The organism is Rathayibacter sp. PhB186 (assembly GCF_003751825.1).
Classification (GTDB): domain Bacteria; phylum Actinomycetota; class Actinomycetes; order Actinomycetales; family Microbacteriaceae; genus Rathayibacter; species Rathayibacter festucae.
In genome coordinates, this window is sequence record NZ_RJKO01000013.1 from 37,884 (window position 1) to 58,020 (window position 20,137).

Genomic DNA, 20,137 nt, shown 5'->3' on the forward strand with positions numbered 1-20,137 from the left:
GCTAGTTGGCCTCGGAGCGTCCCGTCCGCCAGTAGCCCATGAAGGCGACGCGCGTCCGGTCGACGCCGAGCTCGGTGACGAGGCAGCGGCGGATGAGCTTGATCGCGCCCGCCTCGCCGGCGATCCAGGCGTAGAGGCCGGGGTCGGTGCGCTCCGCGGGCACCTCCCAGAGGATCTCGCTGTCGACGTCGACGTCGGACACCTCGACCCCGCGGTGATGCGCCGTGAGGAATCGGGTCGCCCAGCCGCGGACGGAGTCGCCGAGCTGCGCTCCCGGCGTCGTCCCGGTGCGCACGAGCCAGTGCACGCGGACTCCGGCGGGGTGCTGGAGCGGCAGGACGTCCGCCGCGCTCGGCACCTCGAGAAAGGCGGCCCCCGTCGCCGAGGCGGGGAGGCTCTCGAGGATCGCGCTGATCGCGGGGACCGCGGTCTCGTCGCCCGCCATCAGGAGCGTCGTCGCCGCACCCGGGTGCCACTCGACGCCGCCGCCGGCCAGCTCCGAGCGGGTGTCGGGCGCGATGATGACGACCTGCGCGCCGACGCGGGCCGACTCGACCCACGCGGAGGCGGGGCCGGTGTCGCCGTGTGCGACGAAGTCGACGTCGACCTCGGCCTGCTCGGGCCGGGTCGCACGGATCGTGTAGGTGCGCAGCGGGTTCCGCAGCGCGTCCGGCAGCTCGCGCCAGCGGGTGTACCAGTCGGGAGCGAGGCCGTCCGGCCCGTTCTCGTCCGCCACCGAGGCCATGAAGTCGTGCGCGCTCGAGGTCGGCGTCGGCACGACCAGCTTGATCCGCTGGTCCGGGCCGGTGCAGCCGACCGAGCCGAGATCGTCACCGGTCAGCGTGATCCGGATGAAGTGCGGCGCGATCCGGGTCGCGCGGGCGACGGTCGCGAGATACGGCCGGTAGGCCGGGCGGGCGGGGGCTTCGGTCAGCGGAGGCACCTGTCCAGTCTCGCAGAGAAGGTAAGCCTTACCTAATCCTGAGTGGCTCTCAGCGAGCGGCGTGCTCCGCGGAGACCTGCAGGCGGGCGTCGACATCGGCGGCGAGCTCCGCGACGAGGGCGCCCTCTCCGCCGATCCAGGCGCAGAAGTCGTGCCGGTCGTCCGCCCACGGGTAGTCGCCGTCGACGACGGACATCTCGCCCATCCAGGCGCGCACCGCGCGGTCGAGCGCGACGCCGCGCGCACAGGCGAGACCGGTGCCGGGAGCGCCGGAGCGCTGCGAGCGGCCGAGCCAGGTGACGCAGACGCGGCCGGGCGCCGAGAGCGGCGGCAGGCCGCGGGCGTCGTCGACCTCGACGAAGACCTGGCCTCGGGCGTTCGCGGGGAGCGCGTCGAGCATGCTCTGGATCCAGGGCACGACGGTCTCGTCACCCGCGATCAGGAACTGCTTGACGTCGACCGGCTCCGAGCCGCCTCGTCCCTCGAACATGCACATCGGAAGTAAGTATAGGCATGCCTAACCTGACCGGCCAAGGGTGCGGAGCTGCCCGTTCGCCGGGTGTCGGCCGCGCCCGGCTCCCCGGGCCTCACCACTGCGGCGGGTGCCGCCGCTGCCAGCGCGCCCGGCGCTCCAGCTGCGCGCCGATCGACAGCAGCACCGCCTCGCCGCCGGGTCGCCCGATCAGCTGAATCCCCATCGGCAGGCCGTCCGCCGTGACACTCAGCGGCAGCGCGATCGCCGGCAGGCCGCTCACGTTCACGAACGAGGTGTACGGCGTGTAGCGCACCTGCTGCTCGAAGTTGCGCTCCGGATCCTCGGCGTCGTACCAGCCGACCGGCCGCGGCGTCATCGTCATCGACGGGGTCAGGACCGCGTCGAACGGCGAGAAGGCGGCGATCACCGCGCGCTCATAGGCCGACAGCACCCCCGCCGCCTCCACGATCTCGCGGGCCGAGCGCTTCCGTCCCTCCCGCACCAGCCACTGCGTGAGCGGCTCCAGCAGTTCGAGCTCGTCGCCTGCGACGGGGAGCGTCGACGCCCCGCTCTGCCAGAGCAGCCGGAACGCGTCGGGGTAGGCGGCGGACGGCGGCAGCACCGCGTCGTCCAGGCCGTGGCCGAGCGCCGACAGGGCGGCGATCCCCTCGTCCAGAGCGGCGCGCGCCTCCGGAGCGAGCCCGATGTCGTACTCCTCGTCCCACGGCGAGGCCGTCAGCACGCCGATCTGGAACCGGCCCTCCCCGCGCACGGCGGCACCGAGGAAGGAGCCGTCGCCGTCCCCCGGCGCGGTCAGCGCCGTGCGCTGCGGGACGACGCCGCGGCGACGCTCGAGCATCCCCTCCAGCAGCATCCCGGCGTCCGCCACCGAGCGCGTCAGCGGACCGGCGACGACGAGGCCGCCCACTCCCCCCACTCCGGACAGCGCCGGCACCCGGCCGCGGGAGGGCTTGAGACCGACCAGACCGCAGGCGGCGGCGGGGATGCGGATCGAGCCGCCGCCGTCGGAGCCCGGCGCGAACGGGAGCAGACCCGCCGCGACCGCGCTCGCCGCGCCGCCGCTGGACCCGCCCGCGCCGCGCGAGGTGTCCCAGGGCGTGACCGTCGGCGGTCCGACGAGGTTCTCGGTGTAGGAGGGCATGCCGAACTCGGGCGCAGCCGTCTTGCCGAGGCTGATCGCCCCCGCCGCGTCGAGCACCTGGACGATCTCGTCGGAGGCGTCGGGGACGAAGGACTCGCGCAGCCGCGAGCCGAAGGTGGTCCGGACACCGGCCCGGCGCCAGAGGTCCTTGTCGCCGCTCGGCAGCCCCCAGAGCAGCGCGGTGCGCGGCACGGAGTCGATCGCGGCCGCCCGGGCCCGCGCCGCGTCCGCGGTCACGGTGGTGAAGGCGCCGAGCTCCCCGTTCCAGCGCTCGATCCGGGCGAGGTAGTGCTCGGTCAGCTCGAGCGGGGTGATCTCGCCGCGCTGCAGCCAGTCCCACTGCTCCTGGGCGCTGAGGTGATGGAGTTCGAACATGGAACGACCCTATTCCGCCGCCTCGGTGCCGCTCTGGGAGCGTCGAGGTCGGGCGGAACAGGGTCGTGGGGTCGTGCGGGCCTACGCGGCGCGGCGGCCGATCTCGCGGACGCCGTCGTCGGTGCCGAACCGGCTGCCCGGGGTGATGACCGTGTCGCGGTCGACCCGCGCGCCGGTCGCGACGACGGCCGAGCCGCCGATCCGCGAGTAGCTGCCGATGCGGGCACCGGGGCCGATGATGGCCTCCGGGCCGACGTGGACGTTCGCGCCGATGAAGGCGCTGTGCCCGATCATCGCGTCGCGGTCGACCCAGCTGCCGGCGCCGATCCACGCCCGCTCCCCGACGGTGGCGCCGGGTTCGACGTAGGCGCCGGTCTCGACGTACGCCGACGCGGAGACGCGCGATCCCGGAGCGACCATGCCGCGTCCGTTCGCGTGACGGCGGTAGACGATCTCCTCGTCGGCGCCGCGCACTCCCCGTCCCTTGCTCATTCCTGTTCCTGCCATCTGCCTCGAGCTCCTCCGAGCGATCCGATGGGCGAGGCACTCGGGCCCCACCCCGCTATCGAGGACAACAGCGCGCGGGGGTCGTGCATTCCCCGTGCGGGGGGCACTCAGGCTCGGGGCTCGACGACGTCCGCGACGGCGGTGACCACGGTGCGGAAGCGCTCCGGCGCGTCCCGGATCCGGCGTCGGGCCAGCACCCCCGCAAGTGCGGACGAGGCTCCCGACGCGACCAGCTCGCACTCGACCCGCGAGCCCTCCTCGTCCGCCAGCACCCGCCACTGCTCGAGGCCGACGACCGGCAGCCGCCGCTCGAGCCCGTCCGCCGAGCGCGCGAACGCCGGCCCGTCGTCGGCGGCGAGCACGTCGGCGAGCGCGGCGAGCACCACGGCGGGCTCGGCGTGCAGGATCGAGGCGAGGGCGAGAAGGCTGCGCATCGCGGCAGTCTCCCACGCCGGACCGGCCCCCCCCTTCTGCTCGAGCGGCCTCGGCCCATGCTGGTCGAGCAGCCCCGACTCATGCTGGTCGAGTAGCCCCGCAGGGGCGTATCGAGACCCACCGTCCCCAGCAGGGCGGGTCTGCAGACTCAGCTTCGGACGGTGGTGGATCTCGATACGCCCGCTCCGCGGGCTACTCGATCAGCATGCGGCCCATGCTGGTCGAGTAGCCCCGGAGGGGCGTATCGAGACCCGCGGCCAGTCGCCGTCAGGAGCGCTCGTCGAGCACGCGCCGCAGCCAGTCGAACGAGGCCTTCGGCACGCGATCGCGGCTGCGGGAGTCCAGCGCCACCAGCCCGTGCGGCCGGGTGTAGCCGTGCTGCCACTCGAAGGCGTCCACCAGCGTCCACAGCTGAACGGCCTCCAGCGGCAGGCCCTCGTGCACGGCCTCGGCGAGCGCCCCGAGGTGCGCGCCGATCCAGCGGATCCGCTCCGTGTCGACGATCGCGCCCTGCCGGTCCGGCAGATCCGGATAGCTCGCGCCGAGCTCCGTCAGCACCAGCGGCGGCAGCGCGTCGCCGTAGCGCTCGACGAGGCTCCGCAGCACCGCCACCGGCGCCCACGGCGCGAACGGCGAGCCGTCACCGGTCCGGTCGAGCTCCGGCCACGGGCGGGCGTGGAACGGCAGAGCGGGCGGAGCACCCGGCCCGGTCGGCAGCGCCGGGTCGCGTCCGGCGGCGATCCGCTGCGGGGCCAGCGGCGCGACCCCGTAGAAGTCGAGCGGGGCACTGATGCGGGCGAGATCCACCGGATCGACCCCCGCGAGCGGCGCGAGGAACGGCGGCAGCTCCTCCGGCCCCGACGGATAGACGCCGGTGAGCACGGCGTCGGCGACGAGCCGGTTCTGCAGGACGTCGGCGAGCGCCGCCCACGCGCCGTCCCGCTCCGACTCGCTCGCCGGCTCGACCACGGCCTGCGCGTCGACGAGCCCGATGCGCCCGGCGAGATCGGCGGAGCGGAGCGCCTCGACCGCGACCGCGTGCCCGAGCAGCTGGTGGTGCAGCGCGGGCAGCGCGCTGAACAGCCGCCCGGTGCCCGGCGCCTGGTTCTTCAGCGCGTAGCCCTCGAGGAACACGGTCGACGGCTGATCCAGCGTGATCCAGTCCGCCACCCGGTCGCCGAGCCGCGAGCCGATCTCGAAGGCGACGTCGCCGAAGCGGAAGGCCGTGTCGCGGTTCATCCAGCCCCCGCTGAGCGCGGAGGGGGTGTCGCGGTGCTGCAGGGTGAGCGCGATCCGCAGCCCGGCTCCGGCGAGCTCGTCGAGGAGGCGGTCGTAGAAGCCGAGGCCGCCGCGGTCGATCGGTCCGCGGCCGTCCGGCTGCAGCCGGGTCCAGGAGATCGAGAGCCGCAGCTCGTCGACGCCGAGGTCGACGAGCAGGGCGAGGTCCTCGCGCCAGCGCAGGACGAAGTCGGTGGCGAACTCGGGCGTCGCCTCCTCGGCGATCGTGCCGCGCCGCAGGGCGAAGTCGTCCCAGACGGAGCGGCCGCGACCGCCGGCCTCGAGCGAGCCCTCCGTCTGGAAGGCGCTCTGCGTGAGTCCGATCCGCAGTCCCGGAGGCAGCAGCCGCCCGAGCTCCCGCGGGTCGTCGAAGCGCGCGGTCTCGGCGCGCACCTGCTGCCGATCGCGTCCGCGTGCTGCGTCCTCGCTCATCTTTCCTCCGACTCGTCGATGGGTATATTGTCGCGGAAGCGCTCTCCCGCTCCGACCAGCCGCTCCCCCGGGCGGAGGAGGCCGATCCGCCCTTCGGTGTACATCCGGCAACGGGGGCGCGCCGCGCTTGACACCACCCGTGCGCCCCCGTGCAATGGACGCACCGTGATTCCGAGTGTCGCCGCGTCTGTTCCGGGGGGTTCCGCGACGAGGGGTCCGTCGGCCGTGCCGACGGGTCGCCTCCGCCGCTCCCCCCGTTCGTCGCGCCGCCGTCCGGCCGCCCTCCTGCTCGTGCTGCTCGTCGCGCTGGGCGCCGCAGCCGGCCTGACCGCGCCGAGCGCGCTGGCCGCCGCGCCCCTCACGATCACCTCCCCGGCCTCCGGCACCGTGCTGCCGAGCGGCGCGGTCACCGCGACCGGCACCGGCACGGCCGGCGATCAGATCCAGATCGGCCTCACCGGCAGCAGCGAGCCGCTCTGCATCACCACCGTCGAGGCCGACGACACCTGGAGCTGCCTGCTCGACCTCGACGACGGCCGGATCCGCCTGACCGCCGTCGAGCTCCTCGCCGCCGGCGGCACCACCTCGGCCCGCACCGAGGTCGCCGTGCTCAGCGCTCCCGTCATCGAGTCGGTCGACGGCTCGGCGACGTCGGCCGGATCGGTGAGCGGCACCGCCTACCCGGGAGCGAGCGTCGCCGTCACCTCCGACGGCGGCGCCTCCTGCCTCGCCACCGCCGACGGCGCGGGCCGCTGGTTCTGCCAGCTCGCGCCCACCCCCGCCCCCGGCAGCTACCGGGTGACCGCGACCCAGTCCGCCTCCTTCGCCGGGAGCACCGTCTCGCCCGCCAGCGCGGCGGTCTCGCTCGTCGTGGACACCGCGGCTCCGGTCGCGCCGGTCCTCGCCTCCCCCGGCCCGGGCGCCGCGCTGCCGCTCACCGGCGCCGTCTACTCGGGCACCGCCACCGAGGGCACGCGGGTCTACGTCTACGTCGACCTCGTCAACACCTGCGACGCGCCGATCACCGGCGGCGCCTGGAGCTGCACCGGCGGCACGGTGACGGCCGGAGCGCACCGCGTGTCGGCGATCGCCGGCGACGCTGCCGGCAACTACAGCTCGCGCAGCCCGTGGATCGACGCCACCTTCTCGGCGGCGACCACGACGCCCTCCGCCACTCCGTCCGCGACAGCTCCCGGCACGAGCACGGCGACCCCCGGCGGCGGCACGCCCACCACCGCGCCCGGCTCGCCCACCGCTCGGCCGACGACGCCGGGAAGCACCGCGACGCCCTCCCCGGCGCGCCCGGGCCAGACGGCGCCCGCGCCCGAGGCGGCCTCGTCCGACGGCGCCACCGCTGCACCGGCGCCGGGAGCCGCTCCGAGCGACCCGCCCCCCACCGCTCCCGCTCCCGCTCCCGCCGACGGCGGCTCCGCGCCCGGTGGCTGGAGCGCGGCCACCGGGATGACCACGGCGCTCTCCTCCGGCGCTCCGATCGGCACGATGGCCGACTGGATGCGCTCGCTCGCGCTGGCGGTCGCCTCCCTCGCCCTGCTCGTCGTCCCCGCCCGCCTGGCCGTCGCCGGCCGGGTGCCGCGCGAGCCGCGCACCTGGCGCCTGACCGGCCGCAACCGCGCGAGCGTGGAGTACGACGACAGGCCGGACCCCGCGCCCGTCTCCGCGCGGACGATGGTGGTCGGCATGATCGGCTGCGCAGCCGGCCTCGTGCTGCTCTCCGGCCGGATCGACGGGCAGCCCGCGTACCTCCGTCTGCTGATCGCGGTGATCGTCGCGGTCGCCGTGGTGAACGCCGTCGCCGCAGGGGTCCCCGCCCTGGTCGGGCGCCGGCTCGGCCTGCCGGGCATCCGCATCGTCGCCTCGCCCCGCGCGCTGCTGCTGGTGGCCGGCGCCGCACTGCTCTCGCGGTTCGCGGGCCTCGACCCGGCCTTCCTCTTCGGAGTGGTGATCGGGCTCGTCCTGCCCGAGGGCGCCTCGGCCGTGGCGCGCGCCAAGCTCGCGACCGTGCGGATCGTCTCCCTGCTCGGCCTCGCCGCCGTCGCCTGGGGAGCCTCCGCGGCCGTCCCCGCCGACGGCTCCTTCGCCGCCGTCCTCACCACCGAGATCCTCAGCGCGACGACGCTGCTCTCGGTCGGCTCGAGCGTCGTGCTGCTCTTCCCGGTCGGCCGGCCGGCCGGGCAGAGCATCCTGCGCTGGTCGCCCGTGCTCTGGCTCGGGCTGACGCTGCTGGCGAGCACCGTCCTCTTCCTGCTCCTCACGCCGACGATCGCCGCCTGGGCGACCGACGGCGGCGGCGGGCCGGCGCTCTTCGCCGTGATCGCCTTCACGGCCGTCTGCACGTCGATCTGGGCCTGGCGGCGCTTCGTCGACGTCGGCGAGTAGCGCCGGGGCGGTATCGAGCCCGGTGGCCCGGGTGCGGGCTCAGCCGATCGCGGCGAGCTCGCGCACGTCGTCGTCCGGCAGCACGTCGACCACGGCGCCGACGGTCATGTCGGTCAGCGTCGCGATGCCGTCGTAGACGCTGAGGAACGCCGTGTCCGCCGCGTCGCGGCCGGTGGCGATCCGCACCAGGCTCGAGCGCGGCGCCAGCGTGGTCGCGTCGACCACCCGCCAGGAGCCCTCGATCCAGGCCTCGGCGACCGCGTGGAAGTCCATCGGCGCGAGCCCCGGCGCGTAGACCGCGACCAGCCGGGCCGGCACGTCGAGCGCGCGCAGCAGCGCCACCACGAGGTGGGCGAAGTCGCGGCAGACCCCGCGGCGGGCGAGCAGCGTCCGCTCCGCACCGTCGGTGGGGAGGCTCGAGCCGGTCACGTAGGCGAGCCGGGTGCCGACCCAGGAGCTGACCGAGGCGAGCAGGGCGGCGCCCTCGAGGCCCGCGAACTCGGCACGCGCGGTCGCCCACAGGATGTCCGACTCGGCGTAGCGGCTCGGCCGCAGGTAGCGCAGGCGGTCGACCTCCTCGCCGGGCAGCGGCTCCAGCACGCCGTCGACGCTCGCGGTGTAGTCGACGACGAGGCGTCCGACGCCCGCCTCGAGGACGTGCAGGCGGGTGCCGTGCTGGTCGAGCACCTCGCGGGCGGCGACCTCGCGCCCGTCCAGCTCGAGGGACAGCCGCTCCGGAGCGCCGTAGGCCTCCGCGACCGCGATCGAGAAGACGAGCGTCGCGGGTCGCGCGACGTCGAGGGTCAGCCGGGCGGAGACGTCGCGCTTCACGCGCCCTGCTCACCCTTCGGCGGCGGGGTGGGAGCGGCGTCCGGCTCCTGCACGAGCTGCAGCCCGCCGGAGGAGTTCGCGGAGACCGTCAGCAGGTCGATCCAGGTGCGGTTGATCGACGGCACCCGGCCGCCGAAGTACTTGAAGTAGAGCGGGACCGACGGGTCGAGCCAGATGCTGGAGCGGCCGTCGCCGACCGCCGGGTCGTCGCGCCAGGAGAAGAAGAAGCTCTCGCGGCGGCGCAGCTTGTTGGCGATGACGATCTGGACGTGCGTGAGCGTGCGGTCGTCGAACTCGATCTCGACACCCGAGGCTCCGTAGAGCAGCTTCCCCATGGAGGCCTCCCGACCACCCGTCGCCGGGTGATGCATGACAGTGCCCGAGGGCACGAGAAGAAGGAGACGCCACGAGGCGCCACCGGGACGCCCGCCCCCGGGACGGCGGCGCGAGCGCTCCGTCCGGGCGAGGACCGCCCGGCGACGACTCTATGCGAGGGCGGGCGCCGGCGTAGCGATTGACAGGAACGGACACGGCCGGATGGCCCGGATCGGAACTCTCGCACTCCCGCGCGACTCACCGTCCGCGCATCGCGGCGATGTCGGAGGTCGGACGTACGGTACCCGCATGATCGAATGCGGAAGCTGCGGAACCGATGCCGTCGTCCTGGACCGCTCCGGCGGCGAGGACCCCGAGGGTCTGAGCTCTGAGGAGCTCGTCGTCCTCTGCGCCGAGTGCGCCCCCGGCGAGATCACCGCCGCCCTCGAGGCGGCCCTGCTCGACGAAGCGAGCCTCGAAGGGGCGCTGCCGGCTGCGGCGCTCGAGAAGGCCGCGCACGCACGCGCGGCGTAACAGCCGCGGAGAGAGTGCCCCCACTGGGACTCGAACCCAGACTGAGACGATTTTAAGTCGTCTGCCTCTGCCGATTGGGCTATGGGGGCGACCACCGGGCGGCGTGATCACTCACACGCCGCCCGAGGGTGCTGTCAGGCCTTGGCGGGCTCGCCGCCCACGGTCACCGGCGCGCCGGCCGGGCCGGGGGTGCCGGCCGGAGCCGACTCGGCGGCCGGAGCGGCCGGACGGGGGCGCGACGCGTAGGTCTCGAAGGAGCCGCGCGGGTACTCGCGGGCCTCGATCGACGCGATGTCGCGGCCGAGCCAGAGGTTGTTCCACCAGCCCCAGACCACGCGGAACTTGCGCTCCCACGAGGGCATGGCGAGACCGTGGTAGCCGCGGTGCATGACCCAGGCCGGGAAGCCCTTGATCGCGATCTTGCCGGACTGGAAGACGCCGATGCCGATGCCGAGACCGGCGACCGCTCCCGCGTTCTTGTGGAAGTAGTCCTTGGGCGCCTCGCCGCGGAGGACCGCGATGATGTTGGTCGCCATGAGCTTGCCCTGGCGGACGGCGTGCTGGGCGTTCGGCACGCAGAAGCCGCCGACGCCGCCGCCGGTGAGGTCGGGGACGGCCGACACGTCGCCGGCGCCCCAGGCGCCCTCGACGATGACGTCGTCGTGGCCGACGCGGAGGTCGGCGCGCACGCGCAGACGGCCGCGCTCCTCGATCGGGAGGTCGGAGTTCTTGATCGACGGGTTCGCCATGACACCGGCGGTCCAGATGATCAGGTCGGACTCGAAGGTCTCGCCCGTCGACAGCTCGATGACGCCGCCCTCGGCGGACTTCAGCTGCGTGTCGAGGTGCACGGTGGCGCCGCGCTGGTCGAGGTTCTTCAGGACCCAGTGGCTCGTCTCGAGCGCGACCTCGGGCATGATCCGCCCCATCGCCTCGACGAGGTGGAACTTCGTCTCCTCGAAGTCGATCTCGGGGTAGCGCTTGAGCAGCGCGCTCGCGAAGGAGCGCAGCTCGGCGAAGACCTCGATGCCGGCGAAGCCGCCGCCGACGACCGTGACCGTCAGCAGGCGCGAGCGCTCGGGGCCGGCCGGCAGGGTCGCGGCCTTGTCGAAGTTGGTGAGGATGCGGTCGCGGATCGCGGTCGCCTCCTCGATCGTCTTGAGGCCGATCGCGTTGTCGGCGACGCCCGGGATCGGGAAGGTGCGCGAGACGGAGCCCGCGGTGACGACGATCTGGTCGTAGACGAACTCGTAGGGCTCGCCGACCGTGGGGGTGATCGTCGCGGTCTTGGACGCGTGGTCGATCTTGGTGACCTTCGCGGCGAGGATCGCGGTCTTCTTGAGGTGGCGGCGCAGCGAGACGATCGCGTGGCGCGGCTCGATGGAGCCGGCGGCGACCTCGGGGAGGAAGGGCAGGTACGCCATGTAGGGCAGCGGGTCGACGATCGTGACCTCGGCCTCGTTGGCGCGGAGGTACTTCTCCAGCTTCCACGCGGTGTAGAAGCCGGCGTAGCCGCCTCCGACGATCAGGATTTTGGGCACGGTGAACACTCCAGAGGGATGGACAATGCGAACACCCTGCTACTCGCGAAGTGCCCGCTCTCGATGCGGGTGGCAGCACTGACCCCGACTGGGAATCAGCCTAGCGAACCGCGCGTCGAATCGCGTCGACCCGCCGGTCCGCGGAGTCGGTCAGACCTCGAGCGGCCGGCACTCGCAGCGCTCGGGCGACCAGTCGGCGCGGGCCAGCGCGAGGTCGCCGATCGGGTTCACTCCGGGGCCCGCGGCGAGCGCGTGGCCCGCGAGGGCGTGCAGGCACTTCACGCGGGTCGGCATGCCGCCGGAGGAGATGCCCGCGATCTCGGGCACGACGGCGATGCTCTCGCGGTCGGCGAGGAAGGCGCGGTGGGCCGCCGCGTGCGCGTCGCGGAGCGCCTCGTCCTCGGCCAGGAGTGCGTTGTACTCGACCATGACCTGCGTCGCCTCGAGCTGCGAGATCGCGGCGGTCGCGGCGGGGTGGGTGAGGTAGTAGAAGGTGGGGAACGGCGTCCCGTCGCTCAGCCGGGGGCTGGTGGAGACCACCGTCGGGTTGCCGCAGACGCAGCGCGCGCTGATGCCGACCACGTCGCGGGCGGGGCGGCCCAGCTGGGCGGAGACGACGGCGATGTCGTGCTCGGTGGGCGGGTCGAACGGGGGCGTGGTCACGGAGGACTCCAGGGGGCGCGGGGACCGGAGGGAACTCTCCAGTGTAGGCGGCGGCCGGGCGAGGGGCCGGGGTCAGGGAGTGGGGGTGAGCTCCGCCGTCGTCGGGTCGCCGAGGCCGGAGACCGCGATCGAGGAGAGCAGCGAGCCCGCCCAGTCGCTCGGGGTCTTCTGCACCGAGTTCGACGCCGGCTGCGCGGCCTGCTGCGCGACGGCGATGTCGTCGAGGACGAGGTAGCTGACCTCGCCCGGCATCACGAAGTACAGGCGCTCGCGGGCCTGGGCGCGGATGAAGGCGGGGTCGGACCAGCGCACGCGCTGCTCGTCGAGGTTCTGCGACTGGGTCTTCGCCGCGTCGACGGAGCGCTGCAGCTCGGCGATCTCGGCGCGCTGCTCGACGAAGTTCTTCACGCTGGGCGCCAGGACGACGACGGCCAGGATCATGATGCCCATCACGAGCAGCGTGAATCCGGAGCCGCGGACGCCGGCGACCCAGGCGGAGGACGGCGTGACGGGAGGCTGCTTCGCGCGGGGGGTGCGCGAGGACTTCGGGGCCGAGGAGCCGGGCTTCGCGCCGGGGCGCTTCGACGCGGCGGACGTCGAGCCGGCGGGCTTGGACGCCGGCTTCTTCGAGGCGGACGGCTTCGAGGCGCTCGGCTTCGAGGCGCTCGGCGTCGCGGCGGCGGGCTTCGACGCGGCGGGCTTCGAGGCGGGCGAGTCCGGAGTCTCGGCAGCGGCCGGGCGGCGGGGCGCGCTCCCGGGAGCGGAGGGCCGGCGGGGCGGTCGAGCCATGGGCGGGTGCCTCCTCGAGCGGTGGAACGGATGAGGGCGGAACGGGAGCGGCCCCGGTGCCAGCACCGAGGTGCTGGGCTCCGGGGCCGCTCCGGCGGGGAGAGACTACGCGGTGAAGCGCGGGAAGGCGGAGCGACCCGCGTACGTCGCGGCGCCTCCCAGGATCTCCTCGATGCGCAGCAGCTGGTTGTACTTCGCGACGCGGTCCGATCGCGCGGGGGCGCCGGTCTTGATCTGGCCGCCGTCCACCGCGACCGCGAGGTCGGCGATGGTGGTGTCCTCGGTCTCGCCGGAGCGGTGCGAGAGGATCGCGGTCATGCCGCTGCGCTGGGCGAGGGCCACCGCGTCGAGCGTCTCGGTGAGCGTGCCGATCTGGTTCACCTTGACCAGGATCGAATTGCCGGCCTTCTCGGCGATGCCGCGGGCCAGGCGCACCGGATTGGTGACGTAGAGGTCGTCGCCGACGAGCTGCACCTTGTCGCCGATCTCGGCGGTGAGGTGGGTCCAGCCGGCCCAGTCGTCCTCGTCCAGCGGGTCCTCGATGGAGACCAGCGGGTAGTTGGCGACGAGGTCGGCGTAGTAGGCGGAGAGCTCCTCGGCCGAGAGCTTCTTGCCCTCGAAGGTGTACTTGCCGTCCTCGTAGAACTCGGAGGAGGCGACGTCGAGCGCGAGGCCGATGTCCTTGCCGGGGGTGAAGCCGGCGGCCTCGACGGCCTTGAGGATGAAGTCGAGCGCCTCGCGGTTGGTGGGCAGGTCGGGGGCGAAGCCGCCCTCGTCGCCCAGGCCCGTGGCGAAGCCGGCCTTCTTCAGCTGCGCCTTGAGCGCGTGGTAGATCTCGACGCCCCAGCGCAGGCCCTCGGAGAAGGACTCGGCGCCCAGCGGGACGGCCATGAACTCCTGGATGTCGACGCCGGTGTCGGCGTGCGCGCCGCCGTTGATGATGTTCATCAGCGGGACGGGCAGGGTGTGCGCGTTCGGGCCGCCGAGGTAGCGGAAGAGGTCGAGGTCGGCCGACTGCGCGGCGGCCTTGGCGACCGCGAGGCTGACGCCGAGGATCGCGTTCGCGCCCAGGCGCGACTTGTTCTCGGTGCCGTCGAGCTCGATCAGCTCGGCGTCGACGAGGCGCTGGTCGGTGGCGTCGAAGCCCTCGATGGCCGGGCCGATCTCGTCGATGACGGCGTCGACGGCCTTCTGCACGCCCTTGCCGAGGTAGCGCTCGGCGTCGCCGTCGCGCAGCTCGTAGGCCTCGAAGGCGCCGGTGGAGGCACCGGAGGGGACGGCCGCTCGCGAGGACGCGCCGTCCTCGAGCAGGACCTCGACCTCGACCGTGGGGTTGCCACGGGAGTCCAGAATTTCTCGTGCGACGACTGCCTCGATAAGGGCCACAACTATCTCCTCTTGACGGGTGGGCTCCCGGAGGGCGGGAGCGGTCGGGAAGGAGTCTACTGACCGCCTCGGAACGGGAGGCGTCCGCGGGGCGTCGGTAGACTCCCAGGGCCCTGACGGCAGCCGCGCCGCACGGCCGCCGATCCGCTCCCGCCCCACCGGAGGACCCCGTGACCAGCACCGCCGCCGACCTCGTCGAGCGCCTCACCGAGGTCGTCCCCGACTTCCCGAAGCCCGGCATCCTCTTCCGCGACCTCACGCCGGTCTTCGGCGACGGCGAGGCGCTGCGCGCGGTCGCCGACGCGCTGATCGAGCCGTATCGCGGCCGGATCGACGCGATCGCCGGGGTCGAGGCGCGCGGCTTCCTCCTCGCCGCGGCCGCCGCCTACTCCGCGGGCCTCGGGGTCGTGACGATCCGGAAGCCCGGCAAGCTGCCGCGGACCGTGCTGAGCGAGCAGGCCACGCTCGAGTACGGCAGCACGCAGCTCGAGGTGCACGAGGACGCGGTGCCGAAGGGCGCGCGCCTGCTGCTCGTCGACGACGTGCTCGCCACCGGCGGCACCCTCGACGCGAGCTGCCGCCTGATCGAGCGCGCCGGCTGGTCCCTCGAGGGCATCGCCGTGGTGATGGAGCTCGACGGCCTCGGCGGCCGCGACCTCCTGTCCCCGCGCCGCATCGACGCGATCGTCACCGTCTGACCCCATCCTCCCCCGTCCCGCGAGATGCCACTTGTGCACGCGACACGCCGTGTCGGGCGTGCACAAGTGGCATCTCGCGGCGGGGAGCAGTCGTGCGTCAGGAGAGGGAGAGGGACATCCGGGACAGGACGAATGTCTCGATGACCTGGACGACCATGTAGAGGATCAGCGAGACGCCGGTCACGAGGACGACGGCCGACCAGATGTCGTCGAAGCGGGCTTGCGCGGTCCAGCCCGCGATGCCGCCGCCGATGCCGTCGCCGGTGGAGAGCCACTCGGCCAGCAGCGCGCCGGTGATCGCTCCGGGGACGGAGACGCGGATCGCCGCGAAGAGGGACGGCAGCGCGCCGGGGATGGCGACCTTGCGGATCGCCGTGAGCGTGGAGCCGCCGTAGACCGAGACGACGTCGAGCATCTGCGGTGAGGCGTTGTTGAGGCCGAACGCGATCGTGACCAGCGCCGGGAAGAGCACGACGATGCCGCCGACCACGGCGACCGAGGCGACCGTCCCCTGGCCGAAGACCAGGATGATCAGCGGCGTCATCGCGATCAGCGGGACCGAGCGCAGCAGCAGCGCGAACGGCATCAGTGCGTGCTCGACGCCCTTGGACAGCCGGAAGAGGATCGCGACCAGGATCGCGACGATCAGGCCGGCCGCGAAGCCGATGAACGAGTCGACCATGGTGACGGCGAAGAGCCCGCCGAGCTCGGCGCGGTTCTCGGCCGCCGACTCGTCGGTGACCAGGTGCGCCCAGACGTCCCACGGCCCCTTGATCACGTACGGCGAGACGCCGCTGAAGAGGATCACGCCGATCCAGATCGCGAGGACGATCGCGACGGTCGACAGCGCGATCAGGAGGCTCTTGCGCAGGCTCTTCAGCGTGGCGCCGAGGGCGGCGCTGCGCAGCTGACGGCGGAGCTCGTCGACCGCGATGATCTGCGTCGGGCTCGACTGCTCGGTGCGGTCGGGGATCGTGGAGGTCATGTCATGCTCGCTTTCCGGAGGACCACGGGGCGACGAGGCGCCCGATCAGGCCGACGAGGCCGTAGCCGATCAGCGCGACGGCGGCGCAGAGGAGGAAGAGCGCCCAGACGCGCGGCGAGTTCAGCGAGACCTGCGCCGCGACCAGGATCGGCCCGACCCCGGTCTCGATCTTGCCGAAGTACTCCCCCAGGATCGCGCCCAGGAACGCCGCGGGAACGGCGATCTGCAGCGCGGAGAGGATGTTCGGCAGCGCCGCGATGGCGCGGACCTTCCGGAGCTGGGTGAACTTCGTGCCCCCGTAGACGGTCACGACGTCGAGGGAGGCCTTGTCGGCCGCCTTGAGGCCGAGCAGGCTGCCGACGACGGTGGTGAAGAAGACCGAGAGCCCGGCGAGGAAGATCGCGGTGTCGCTCGGCCGCCCCGGCGCGTCGGAGCCGCCGAGGATGAGGAGCACGAGCGTCCCGATCGCGACGATCGGCACGCAGTAGGTGACGACCGCGAGCTGGGAGACGATCCCCTCCAGCCACGGCACGATCAGGACGAGCGCGGAGAGCACCAGGGCGATGAGGTTGCCCCAGAAGTAGCCGACCGCGGCCTCGCCGATCGTCACCGAGAAGTTGGCCCAGTAGAACGCGGGCCCGTCCTCGGCGATCGTCTGCGCGACCTGGATCGGCGTGGGGACCGGGGCGTAGGTCGTGCCGCCGGTGGGGGCGGTGACCAGGGCGATCAGCCACCAGACGGCGATGATGCCGACGATGCCGATCAGCCCGGAGGCCCAGGGCGGGAGGGAGCGCGAGCGGCGCTCGGTCGGCGGGACGGGAGCGGGGAGCAGGGTGGCCACGGGGCGCCTCAGTGGTCGTCGGCGGCCGCGCCGCCGTCGCCGAACAGCAGCTCGGACGCCTGGTCGACGTAGGCGTGGAACTCGGGGGTGCGCTGCATCTCCGGCGTGCGCGGGCGGGGCAGGTCGATCTCGATGATCTCCTTGACCCGGCCGGGCCGCGGGCTCATCACGGCGACCTGGTCCGAGAGGAAGATCGCCTCCGAGATGCCGTGGGTGACGAGGAGGGTCGTGGCCGGCTTCTCGGTCCAGATCCGCAGCAGCTCGAGGTTGAGCTTCTGCCGCGTCATGTCGTCGAGCGCGCCGAACGGCTCGTCCAGCAGCAGCACCTCGGGCTTGAGGATGAGGCAGCGGGCGATCGAGACGCGCTGGCGCATGCCGCCGGAGAGCTGCGCCGGCTTGGCCTTCTCGAAGCCGCGCAGGCCCACCAGGTCGATCAGCTCGTCGATGTAGGACTGGTCCACCGACTTGCCCGCGATCTCGAACGGGAGGCGGATGTTCGACATCACGCTGCGCCAGGGCAGGAGCGCGTGGTCCTGGAAGGCGATGCCGAGCTTGTTGTCGCGGCGCAGCTCCTTGGGCGTGCGGCCGTCCACCCGGATGGAGCCCGAGGTGGGCTCCTCCAGCCCCGCGAGGATCCGCAGGATGGTGGACTTGCCGCAGCCCGAGGGGCCGAGGAGCGCGAGGAAGCTGCCCTGGTCGGTGTGCAGATCGGTGTCCTGCAGCGCGGCGACGCTGCGAGAGCCCATCCGGAACGTCTTCGACAGGCCGTGGATCTGGATGCCGGTGCCGCCGGCACCCTGCTCGCGCAGAGTGCCGGCGTCGGTCGTGTCGGTCACGAGTGGTGCCCTCCGTGGTGCTGCATGTGTGGTGGCGCTGGTTCGAGAGCCGGTGTCAGGCGGCGTACTTGACGAGGTCGGGGTTCTCCTCGTAGACCTCGGCGAGGAGGCTCATGTCGAAGAGGTCGGCGGCGTCGACCTCGATGCCGGCGCCCGAGAGCGACGCGAGCGTCTCCTCCTGGAGGCTGTCCGAGATCGTGAAGAGGCCGTTCGCGACGGTCTCGTCCGAGACGACGAGCTCCTCGGACTGGATGGTGGAGCCCTTCTTGGAGGACTCCTCGTCGAGGCCGAGGTCCTTGCCGTAGGTCTCGAGGGCGAGCATCGCGCCGGCCTCCGGGTCGTTGACCGCGTCGGTCCAGCCCTTGATCTCGGCGACGAGGAACGCCTTGAGCGCCTCGCGCTTCTCGGAGATGGCCTGGTCGGTGACGGTGAAGGTCTCGGCGACGAACGGGAGGCCGTTGTCGGCGAAGGGCAGGTTGACGACCTCGTAGCCCTCGGCGGCGACGGTGATCGCCTCGTTGGTCAGGTAGGCGATGAAGCCGTCGACGGTGCCGTTGATCAGGACCGAGGGGTCGTACTCGACCGGGACGACGGTGACGTCGGACTCGGCGAGGCCGTTCGCCTTCAGCAGCGCCTGGAAGAGCGAGGTGTTCGACGCCTGGACGCCGATCTTCTTGCCGGCGAGGTCGGCGGGGGTGGCGATGTTGCCGGCGGTCGCGATCGAGAGGACCGTGAACGGGTTCTTCTGGTAGGTCGCGCCGATGATCTTGAGCGGCGCCTTCTCGTTGGCGACGACGGTGCCGACCGAGACGGCGTCGCTGAGCGCCACGTCGGCAGAGCCGGACAGCAGCTCGGCGGTGCCGGTCGAGGGGCCCGCGGTCAGCGTGACGCCGGAGAGGCCGGCCTCGGTGTAGTAGCCCTTGGAGTCGGCGAAGAACTCGCCCGCGAACTCCTCGTTCTTGATCCAGGAGAGCTGGACCTTCAGGGTGCCGAGGTCGCCGCCGTCCTCGGCCGAGGCGCCGGAGGAGTCGGAGGCGCAGGAGGCGAGGACGGAGACGCCGCCGAGGGCGAGACCGGCGACGCCGGCCATGCGCAGGACGCTGCGGCGGTCGAAGGTCTGCGAGGTGCGGAAGGGCGACAGGGGCAAGGGGGACTCCTCGGGTAAGGCGGTGGAAGCTGCTGTGGTGCGCGGGTGGCGACGGGTGCCCCACGGGGCGCGCCAAGCCGCGCCGATCGGGGTGCCTCGACGCTATCCTCGGGAGATTTCTCCGGTGTGTCCGCAGATTTCGCGGGTATTAAGGGTCTCACGGATCCGACAACGATCCGACCGCTCCGCCCGTCCCTCCCGGCGGATCGGCTGAGGCCGCTCTCAGCTCAGCCGAGCGGCTTGAAGGCGAGATCCGCAGCCGCTGCGGCGTCGCGGGGCACGAGTGCGAAGCGCGTGAATCCGGCGGCGGCGGCCCGGTCGAGCAGCGGCGTGAGGTTCTTGGCGCGGCGCTCCAGGCGCACGCGGGAGCCGGCGGCGATCAGCTCCTGCTTGAGCGCGAGCAGCACCTCCGGAGCCGCGTCCCGCTCGTGCACGAGGACGACCGCGTCCGGCCGCTCGTCCAGCGGCACGTCGATCAGCTCGACGATCCGCTCGAAGCCGATCGAGAAGCCGCAGGCCGGCACGTCCTGGCCGAGGAAGCGCCCGATCATGCCGTCGTAACGGCCGCCGCCGCCGACGGACGAGCCGGAGGAGGGGTGCGCGATCTCGAAGATGGTGCCGGTGTAGTAGCCCATCCCGCGCACGAGCGTGGGGTCGAAGCGGAGCGAGACGCCGGTCGGCAGCGACCGCAGCGACCGGGCGAGCGTCTCGAGCGCGAGCACCGCCTCCGGGTCGATGCCCTCGGGCAGCACTCCGAGGATCGCGGACTGCTCGAGCGCCACTCCCCCGGCGGCGACGGCCGCCTCGATGCCGGCGAGGTAGCCGCCGAGCACGGCCGCGGCGTCCGGACCGTCGGCCTCGAGCTCGGCGACGACTCCGCTCGCCCCGATCTTGTCGAGCTTGTCGATCGAGATCAGCGCGGGGCCGAAGCGCTCGGGGGCGAAGCCGCAGTGCTCGAGGATGCCGGTGAGGATCCGGCGGTCGTTGATCCGGATGGTGCAGTCGCGGAGGCCCAGGGTGTCGAGGGCGGCGGCCGTCGCGGTGATCAGCTCGACCTCGGCGAGCTGCCCCGGCTCGCCGATGATGTCGATGTCGCACTGGACGAACTGGCGGTAGCGGCCCTTCTGCGGGCGCTCCGCGCGCCAGACCGGTGCGATCTGCACGGAGCGGAAGACGGTCGGCAGTTCGGCGCGGTGGCTGGCGTAGAAGCGGGCGAGCGGGACGGTGAGGTCGAAGCGGAGGCCGAGGTCGGCGAGCCCCGAGGCGTCGTCCGTCGCGGCCGCCGCCGCGAGGTCGTCGTGCGAGAGCCCGCGGCGCAGCACGCTGAAGGCGAGCTTCTCGTTGTCGCCGCCGAGGCCGGAGTGCAGGCGCTCGAAGTCCTCGACCACCGGGGTCTCGATCTCGTCGAAGCCGTGCGCCGCGTAGACCCGGCGGATCACTCCGAGCGCGTGCTCGCGCTTCGCCTTGTCGGCCGGGAGGAAGTCGCGCATGCCGCGGGGCGGGGTGATCGCAGAAGCCATGCGGCGATTCTCCCAGACCGTCGACCGGTGTTCTCCGGCCCTCCGCG

Annotated in this window: 20 protein-coding genes and 1 tRNA gene; 3 read left to right on the plus strand and 18 right to left on the minus strand. The window is 73.1% G+C overall.

The window, feature by feature from the left end:
• Position 1: 1 nt before the first annotated feature.
• The 6 genes from EDF45_RS20520 to EDF45_RS20545 form a co-directional block, all read right to left on the minus strand.
• The gene (locus EDF45_RS20520) at positions 2 to 943 is read right to left on the minus strand and encodes a siderophore-interacting protein (protein ID WP_260312342.1); all 942 of its coding nucleotides are present in this window, start codon (positions 941 to 943) and stop codon (positions 2 to 4) included.
• Between the two features lie 49 nt (positions 944 to 992).
• On the minus strand, positions 993 to 1,433 hold the full coding sequence (locus tag EDF45_RS20525; protein WP_185020299.1) for an SIP domain-containing protein: 441 nt from the start codon (positions 1,431 to 1,433) through the stop codon (positions 993 to 995).
• Positions 1,434 to 1,530: 97 nt separating this feature from the next.
• The gene (locus EDF45_RS20530) at positions 1,531 to 2,955 is read right to left on the minus strand and encodes an amidase (RefSeq protein ID WP_123737709.1); all 1,425 of its coding nucleotides are present in this window, start codon (positions 2,953 to 2,955) and stop codon (positions 1,531 to 1,533) included.
• Positions 2,956 to 3,036: 81 nt separating this feature from the next.
• Positions 3,037 to 3,447 (minus strand): transferase, encoded by a 411-nt coding sequence (locus tag EDF45_RS20535; RefSeq protein ID WP_133963110.1) that lies wholly within the window; start codon positions 3,445 to 3,447, stop codon positions 3,037 to 3,039.
• Between the two features lie 122 nt (positions 3,448 to 3,569).
• On the minus strand, positions 3,570 to 3,896 hold the full coding sequence (locus EDF45_RS20540) for a hypothetical protein (protein ID WP_123737710.1): 327 nt from the start codon (positions 3,894 to 3,896) through the stop codon (positions 3,570 to 3,572).
• Positions 3,897 to 4,164: 268 nt separating this feature from the next.
• Complete coding sequence (locus EDF45_RS20545; RefSeq protein ID WP_123737711.1) at positions 4,165 to 5,607, minus strand: glycoside hydrolase family 1 protein; 1,443 nt, start codon at positions 5,605 to 5,607, stop codon at positions 4,165 to 4,167.
• A 225-nt stretch (positions 5,608 to 5,832) separates the two neighbouring features.
• Between EDF45_RS20545 and EDF45_RS20550 the strand changes: the two genes are divergently transcribed.
• Positions 5,833 to 8,004 (plus strand): hypothetical protein, encoded by a 2,172-nt coding sequence (locus EDF45_RS20550; RefSeq protein WP_123737712.1) that lies wholly within the window; start codon positions 5,833 to 5,835, stop codon positions 8,002 to 8,004.
• A gap of 39 nt (positions 8,005 to 8,043) precedes the next feature.
• Here the strand turns inward: EDF45_RS20550 and EDF45_RS20555 are convergent, their stop codons facing one another.
• Both EDF45_RS20555 and EDF45_RS20560 read right to left on the minus strand, forming a co-directional pair.
• Positions 8,044 to 8,835: a transglutaminase family protein gene (locus EDF45_RS20555; protein WP_123447608.1), complete on the minus strand. Its 792-nt coding sequence runs from the start codon at positions 8,833 to 8,835 to the stop codon at positions 8,044 to 8,046.
• The gene (locus EDF45_RS20560; RefSeq protein ID WP_068211888.1) at positions 8,832 to 9,170 is read right to left on the minus strand and encodes an ATP-dependent DNA ligase; all 339 of its coding nucleotides are present in this window, start codon (positions 9,168 to 9,170) and stop codon (positions 8,832 to 8,834) included. The genes EDF45_RS20555 and EDF45_RS20560 overlap by 4 nt, the downstream gene beginning before the upstream one ends.
• Before the next feature lie 289 nt (positions 9,171 to 9,459).
• Between EDF45_RS20560 and EDF45_RS20565 the strand changes: the two genes are divergently transcribed.
• Positions 9,460 to 9,684, plus strand: a complete 225-nt coding sequence (locus EDF45_RS20565; protein WP_123737713.1) for a hypothetical protein — start codon at positions 9,460 to 9,462, stop codon at positions 9,682 to 9,684.
• A 15-nt stretch (positions 9,685 to 9,699) separates the two neighbouring features.
• Here the strand turns inward: EDF45_RS20565 and EDF45_RS20570 are convergent.
• From EDF45_RS20570 to eno, 5 genes are all read right to left on the minus strand, one after another.
• Positions 9,700 to 9,773, minus strand: a tRNA-Leu gene (locus EDF45_RS20570).
• Positions 9,774 to 9,818: 45 nt separating this feature from the next.
• Positions 9,819 to 11,225 carry an NAD(P)/FAD-dependent oxidoreductase gene (locus tag EDF45_RS20575; protein ID WP_123705592.1) on the minus strand — a complete coding sequence of 469 codons (1,407 nt, stop codon included), beginning with the start codon at positions 11,223 to 11,225 and terminating at the stop codon, positions 9,819 to 9,821.
• A gap of 150 nt (positions 11,226 to 11,375) precedes the next feature.
• On the minus strand, positions 11,376 to 11,888 hold the full coding sequence (locus tag EDF45_RS20580) for a DUF501 domain-containing protein (RefSeq protein WP_123734084.1): 513 nt from the start codon (positions 11,886 to 11,888) through the stop codon (positions 11,376 to 11,378).
• 72 nt (positions 11,889 to 11,960) lie between these two features.
• On the minus strand, positions 11,961 to 12,677 hold the full coding sequence (locus EDF45_RS21505) for a septum formation initiator family protein (RefSeq protein ID WP_185020300.1): 717 nt from the start codon (positions 12,675 to 12,677) through the stop codon (positions 11,961 to 11,963).
• Positions 12,678 to 12,782: 105 nt separating this feature from the next.
• A complete protein-coding gene (gene eno / locus EDF45_RS20595; protein ID WP_123737715.1) occupies positions 12,783 to 14,063 on the minus strand; it encodes a phosphopyruvate hydratase in 1,281 nt (426 codons plus the stop codon).
• A gap of 170 nt (positions 14,064 to 14,233) precedes the next feature.
• Between eno and EDF45_RS20600 the strand changes: the two genes are divergently transcribed.
• Positions 14,234 to 14,761 carry an adenine phosphoribosyltransferase gene (locus EDF45_RS20600; protein WP_123734087.1) on the plus strand — a complete coding sequence of 176 codons (528 nt, stop codon included), beginning with the start codon at positions 14,234 to 14,236 and terminating at the stop codon, positions 14,759 to 14,761.
• A gap of 97 nt (positions 14,762 to 14,858) precedes the next feature.
• On the opposite strand, the gene EDF45_RS20605 is transcribed toward EDF45_RS20600, so the two are convergent.
• From EDF45_RS20605 to hisS, 5 genes are all read right to left on the minus strand, one after another.
• Complete coding sequence (locus EDF45_RS20605) at positions 14,859 to 15,746, minus strand: ABC transporter permease (RefSeq protein ID WP_208110631.1); 888 nt, start codon at positions 15,744 to 15,746, stop codon at positions 14,859 to 14,861.
• A 1-nt stretch (position 15,747) separates the two neighbouring features.
• Complete coding sequence (locus EDF45_RS20610; RefSeq protein WP_243582213.1) at positions 15,748 to 16,587, minus strand: ABC transporter permease; 840 nt, start codon at positions 16,585 to 16,587, stop codon at positions 15,748 to 15,750.
• Positions 16,588 to 16,595: 8 nt separating this feature from the next.
• Positions 16,596 to 17,333 (minus strand): ABC transporter ATP-binding protein, encoded by a 738-nt coding sequence (locus EDF45_RS20615; protein ID WP_123737741.1) that lies wholly within the window; start codon positions 17,331 to 17,333, stop codon positions 16,596 to 16,598.
• A gap of 145 nt (positions 17,334 to 17,478) precedes the next feature.
• On the minus strand, positions 17,479 to 18,570 hold the full coding sequence (locus tag EDF45_RS20620; protein ID WP_243598509.1) for an ABC transporter substrate-binding protein: 1,092 nt from the start codon (positions 18,568 to 18,570) through the stop codon (positions 17,479 to 17,481).
• 227 nt (positions 18,571 to 18,797) lie between these two features.
• Positions 18,798 to 20,090, minus strand: a complete 1,293-nt coding sequence (hisS, locus tag EDF45_RS20625) for a histidine--tRNA ligase (protein WP_123737716.1) — start codon at positions 20,088 to 20,090, stop codon at positions 18,798 to 18,800.
• Between the last annotated feature and the right edge of the window lie 47 nt (positions 20,091 to 20,137).

What these genes read in the sequence shown, in the direction of transcription:
- EDF45_RS20530 (WP_123737709.1), bottom strand. Translation starts at nt 2,955, where the DNA reads ATGTTCGAACTCCATCACCTCAGCGCCCAGGAGCAGTGGGACTGGCTG.
- EDF45_RS20615 (WP_123737741.1), bottom strand. Translation starts at nt 17,333, where the DNA reads ATGGGCTCTCGCAGCGTCGCCGCGCTGCAGGACACCGATCTGCACACC.
- EDF45_RS20525 (WP_185020299.1), bottom strand. Translation starts at nt 1,433, where the DNA reads ATGTTCGAGGGACGAGGCGGCTCGGAGCCGGTCGACGTCAAGCAGTTC.
- EDF45_RS20565 (WP_123737713.1), top strand. Translation starts at nt 9,460, where the DNA reads ATGATCGAATGCGGAAGCTGCGGAACCGATGCCGTCGTCCTGGACCGC.
- EDF45_RS20560 (WP_068211888.1), bottom strand. Translation starts at nt 9,170, where the DNA reads ATGGGGAAGCTGCTCTACGGAGCCTCGGGTGTCGAGATCGAGTTCGAC.
- EDF45_RS20540 (WP_123737710.1), bottom strand. Translation starts at nt 3,896, where the DNA reads ATGCGCAGCCTTCTCGCCCTCGCCTCGATCCTGCACGCCGAGCCCGCC.
- EDF45_RS20545 (WP_123737711.1), bottom strand. Translation starts at nt 5,607, where the DNA reads ATGAGCGAGGACGCAGCACGCGGACGCGATCGGCAGCAGGTGCGCGCC.
- EDF45_RS20605 (WP_208110631.1), bottom strand. Translation starts at nt 15,746, where the DNA reads ATGACCTCCACGATCCCCGACCGCACCGAGCAGTCGAGCCCGACGCAG.
- EDF45_RS21505 (WP_185020300.1), bottom strand. Translation starts at nt 12,677, where the DNA reads ATGGCTCGACCGCCCCGCCGGCCCTCCGCTCCCGGGAGCGCGCCCCGC.
- hisS (WP_123737716.1), bottom strand. Translation starts at nt 20,090, where the DNA reads ATGGCTTCTGCGATCACCCCGCCCCGCGGCATGCGCGACTTCCTCCCG.
- EDF45_RS20535 (WP_133963110.1), bottom strand. Translation starts at nt 3,447, where the DNA reads ATGAGCAAGGGACGGGGAGTGCGCGGCGCCGACGAGGAGATCGTCTAC.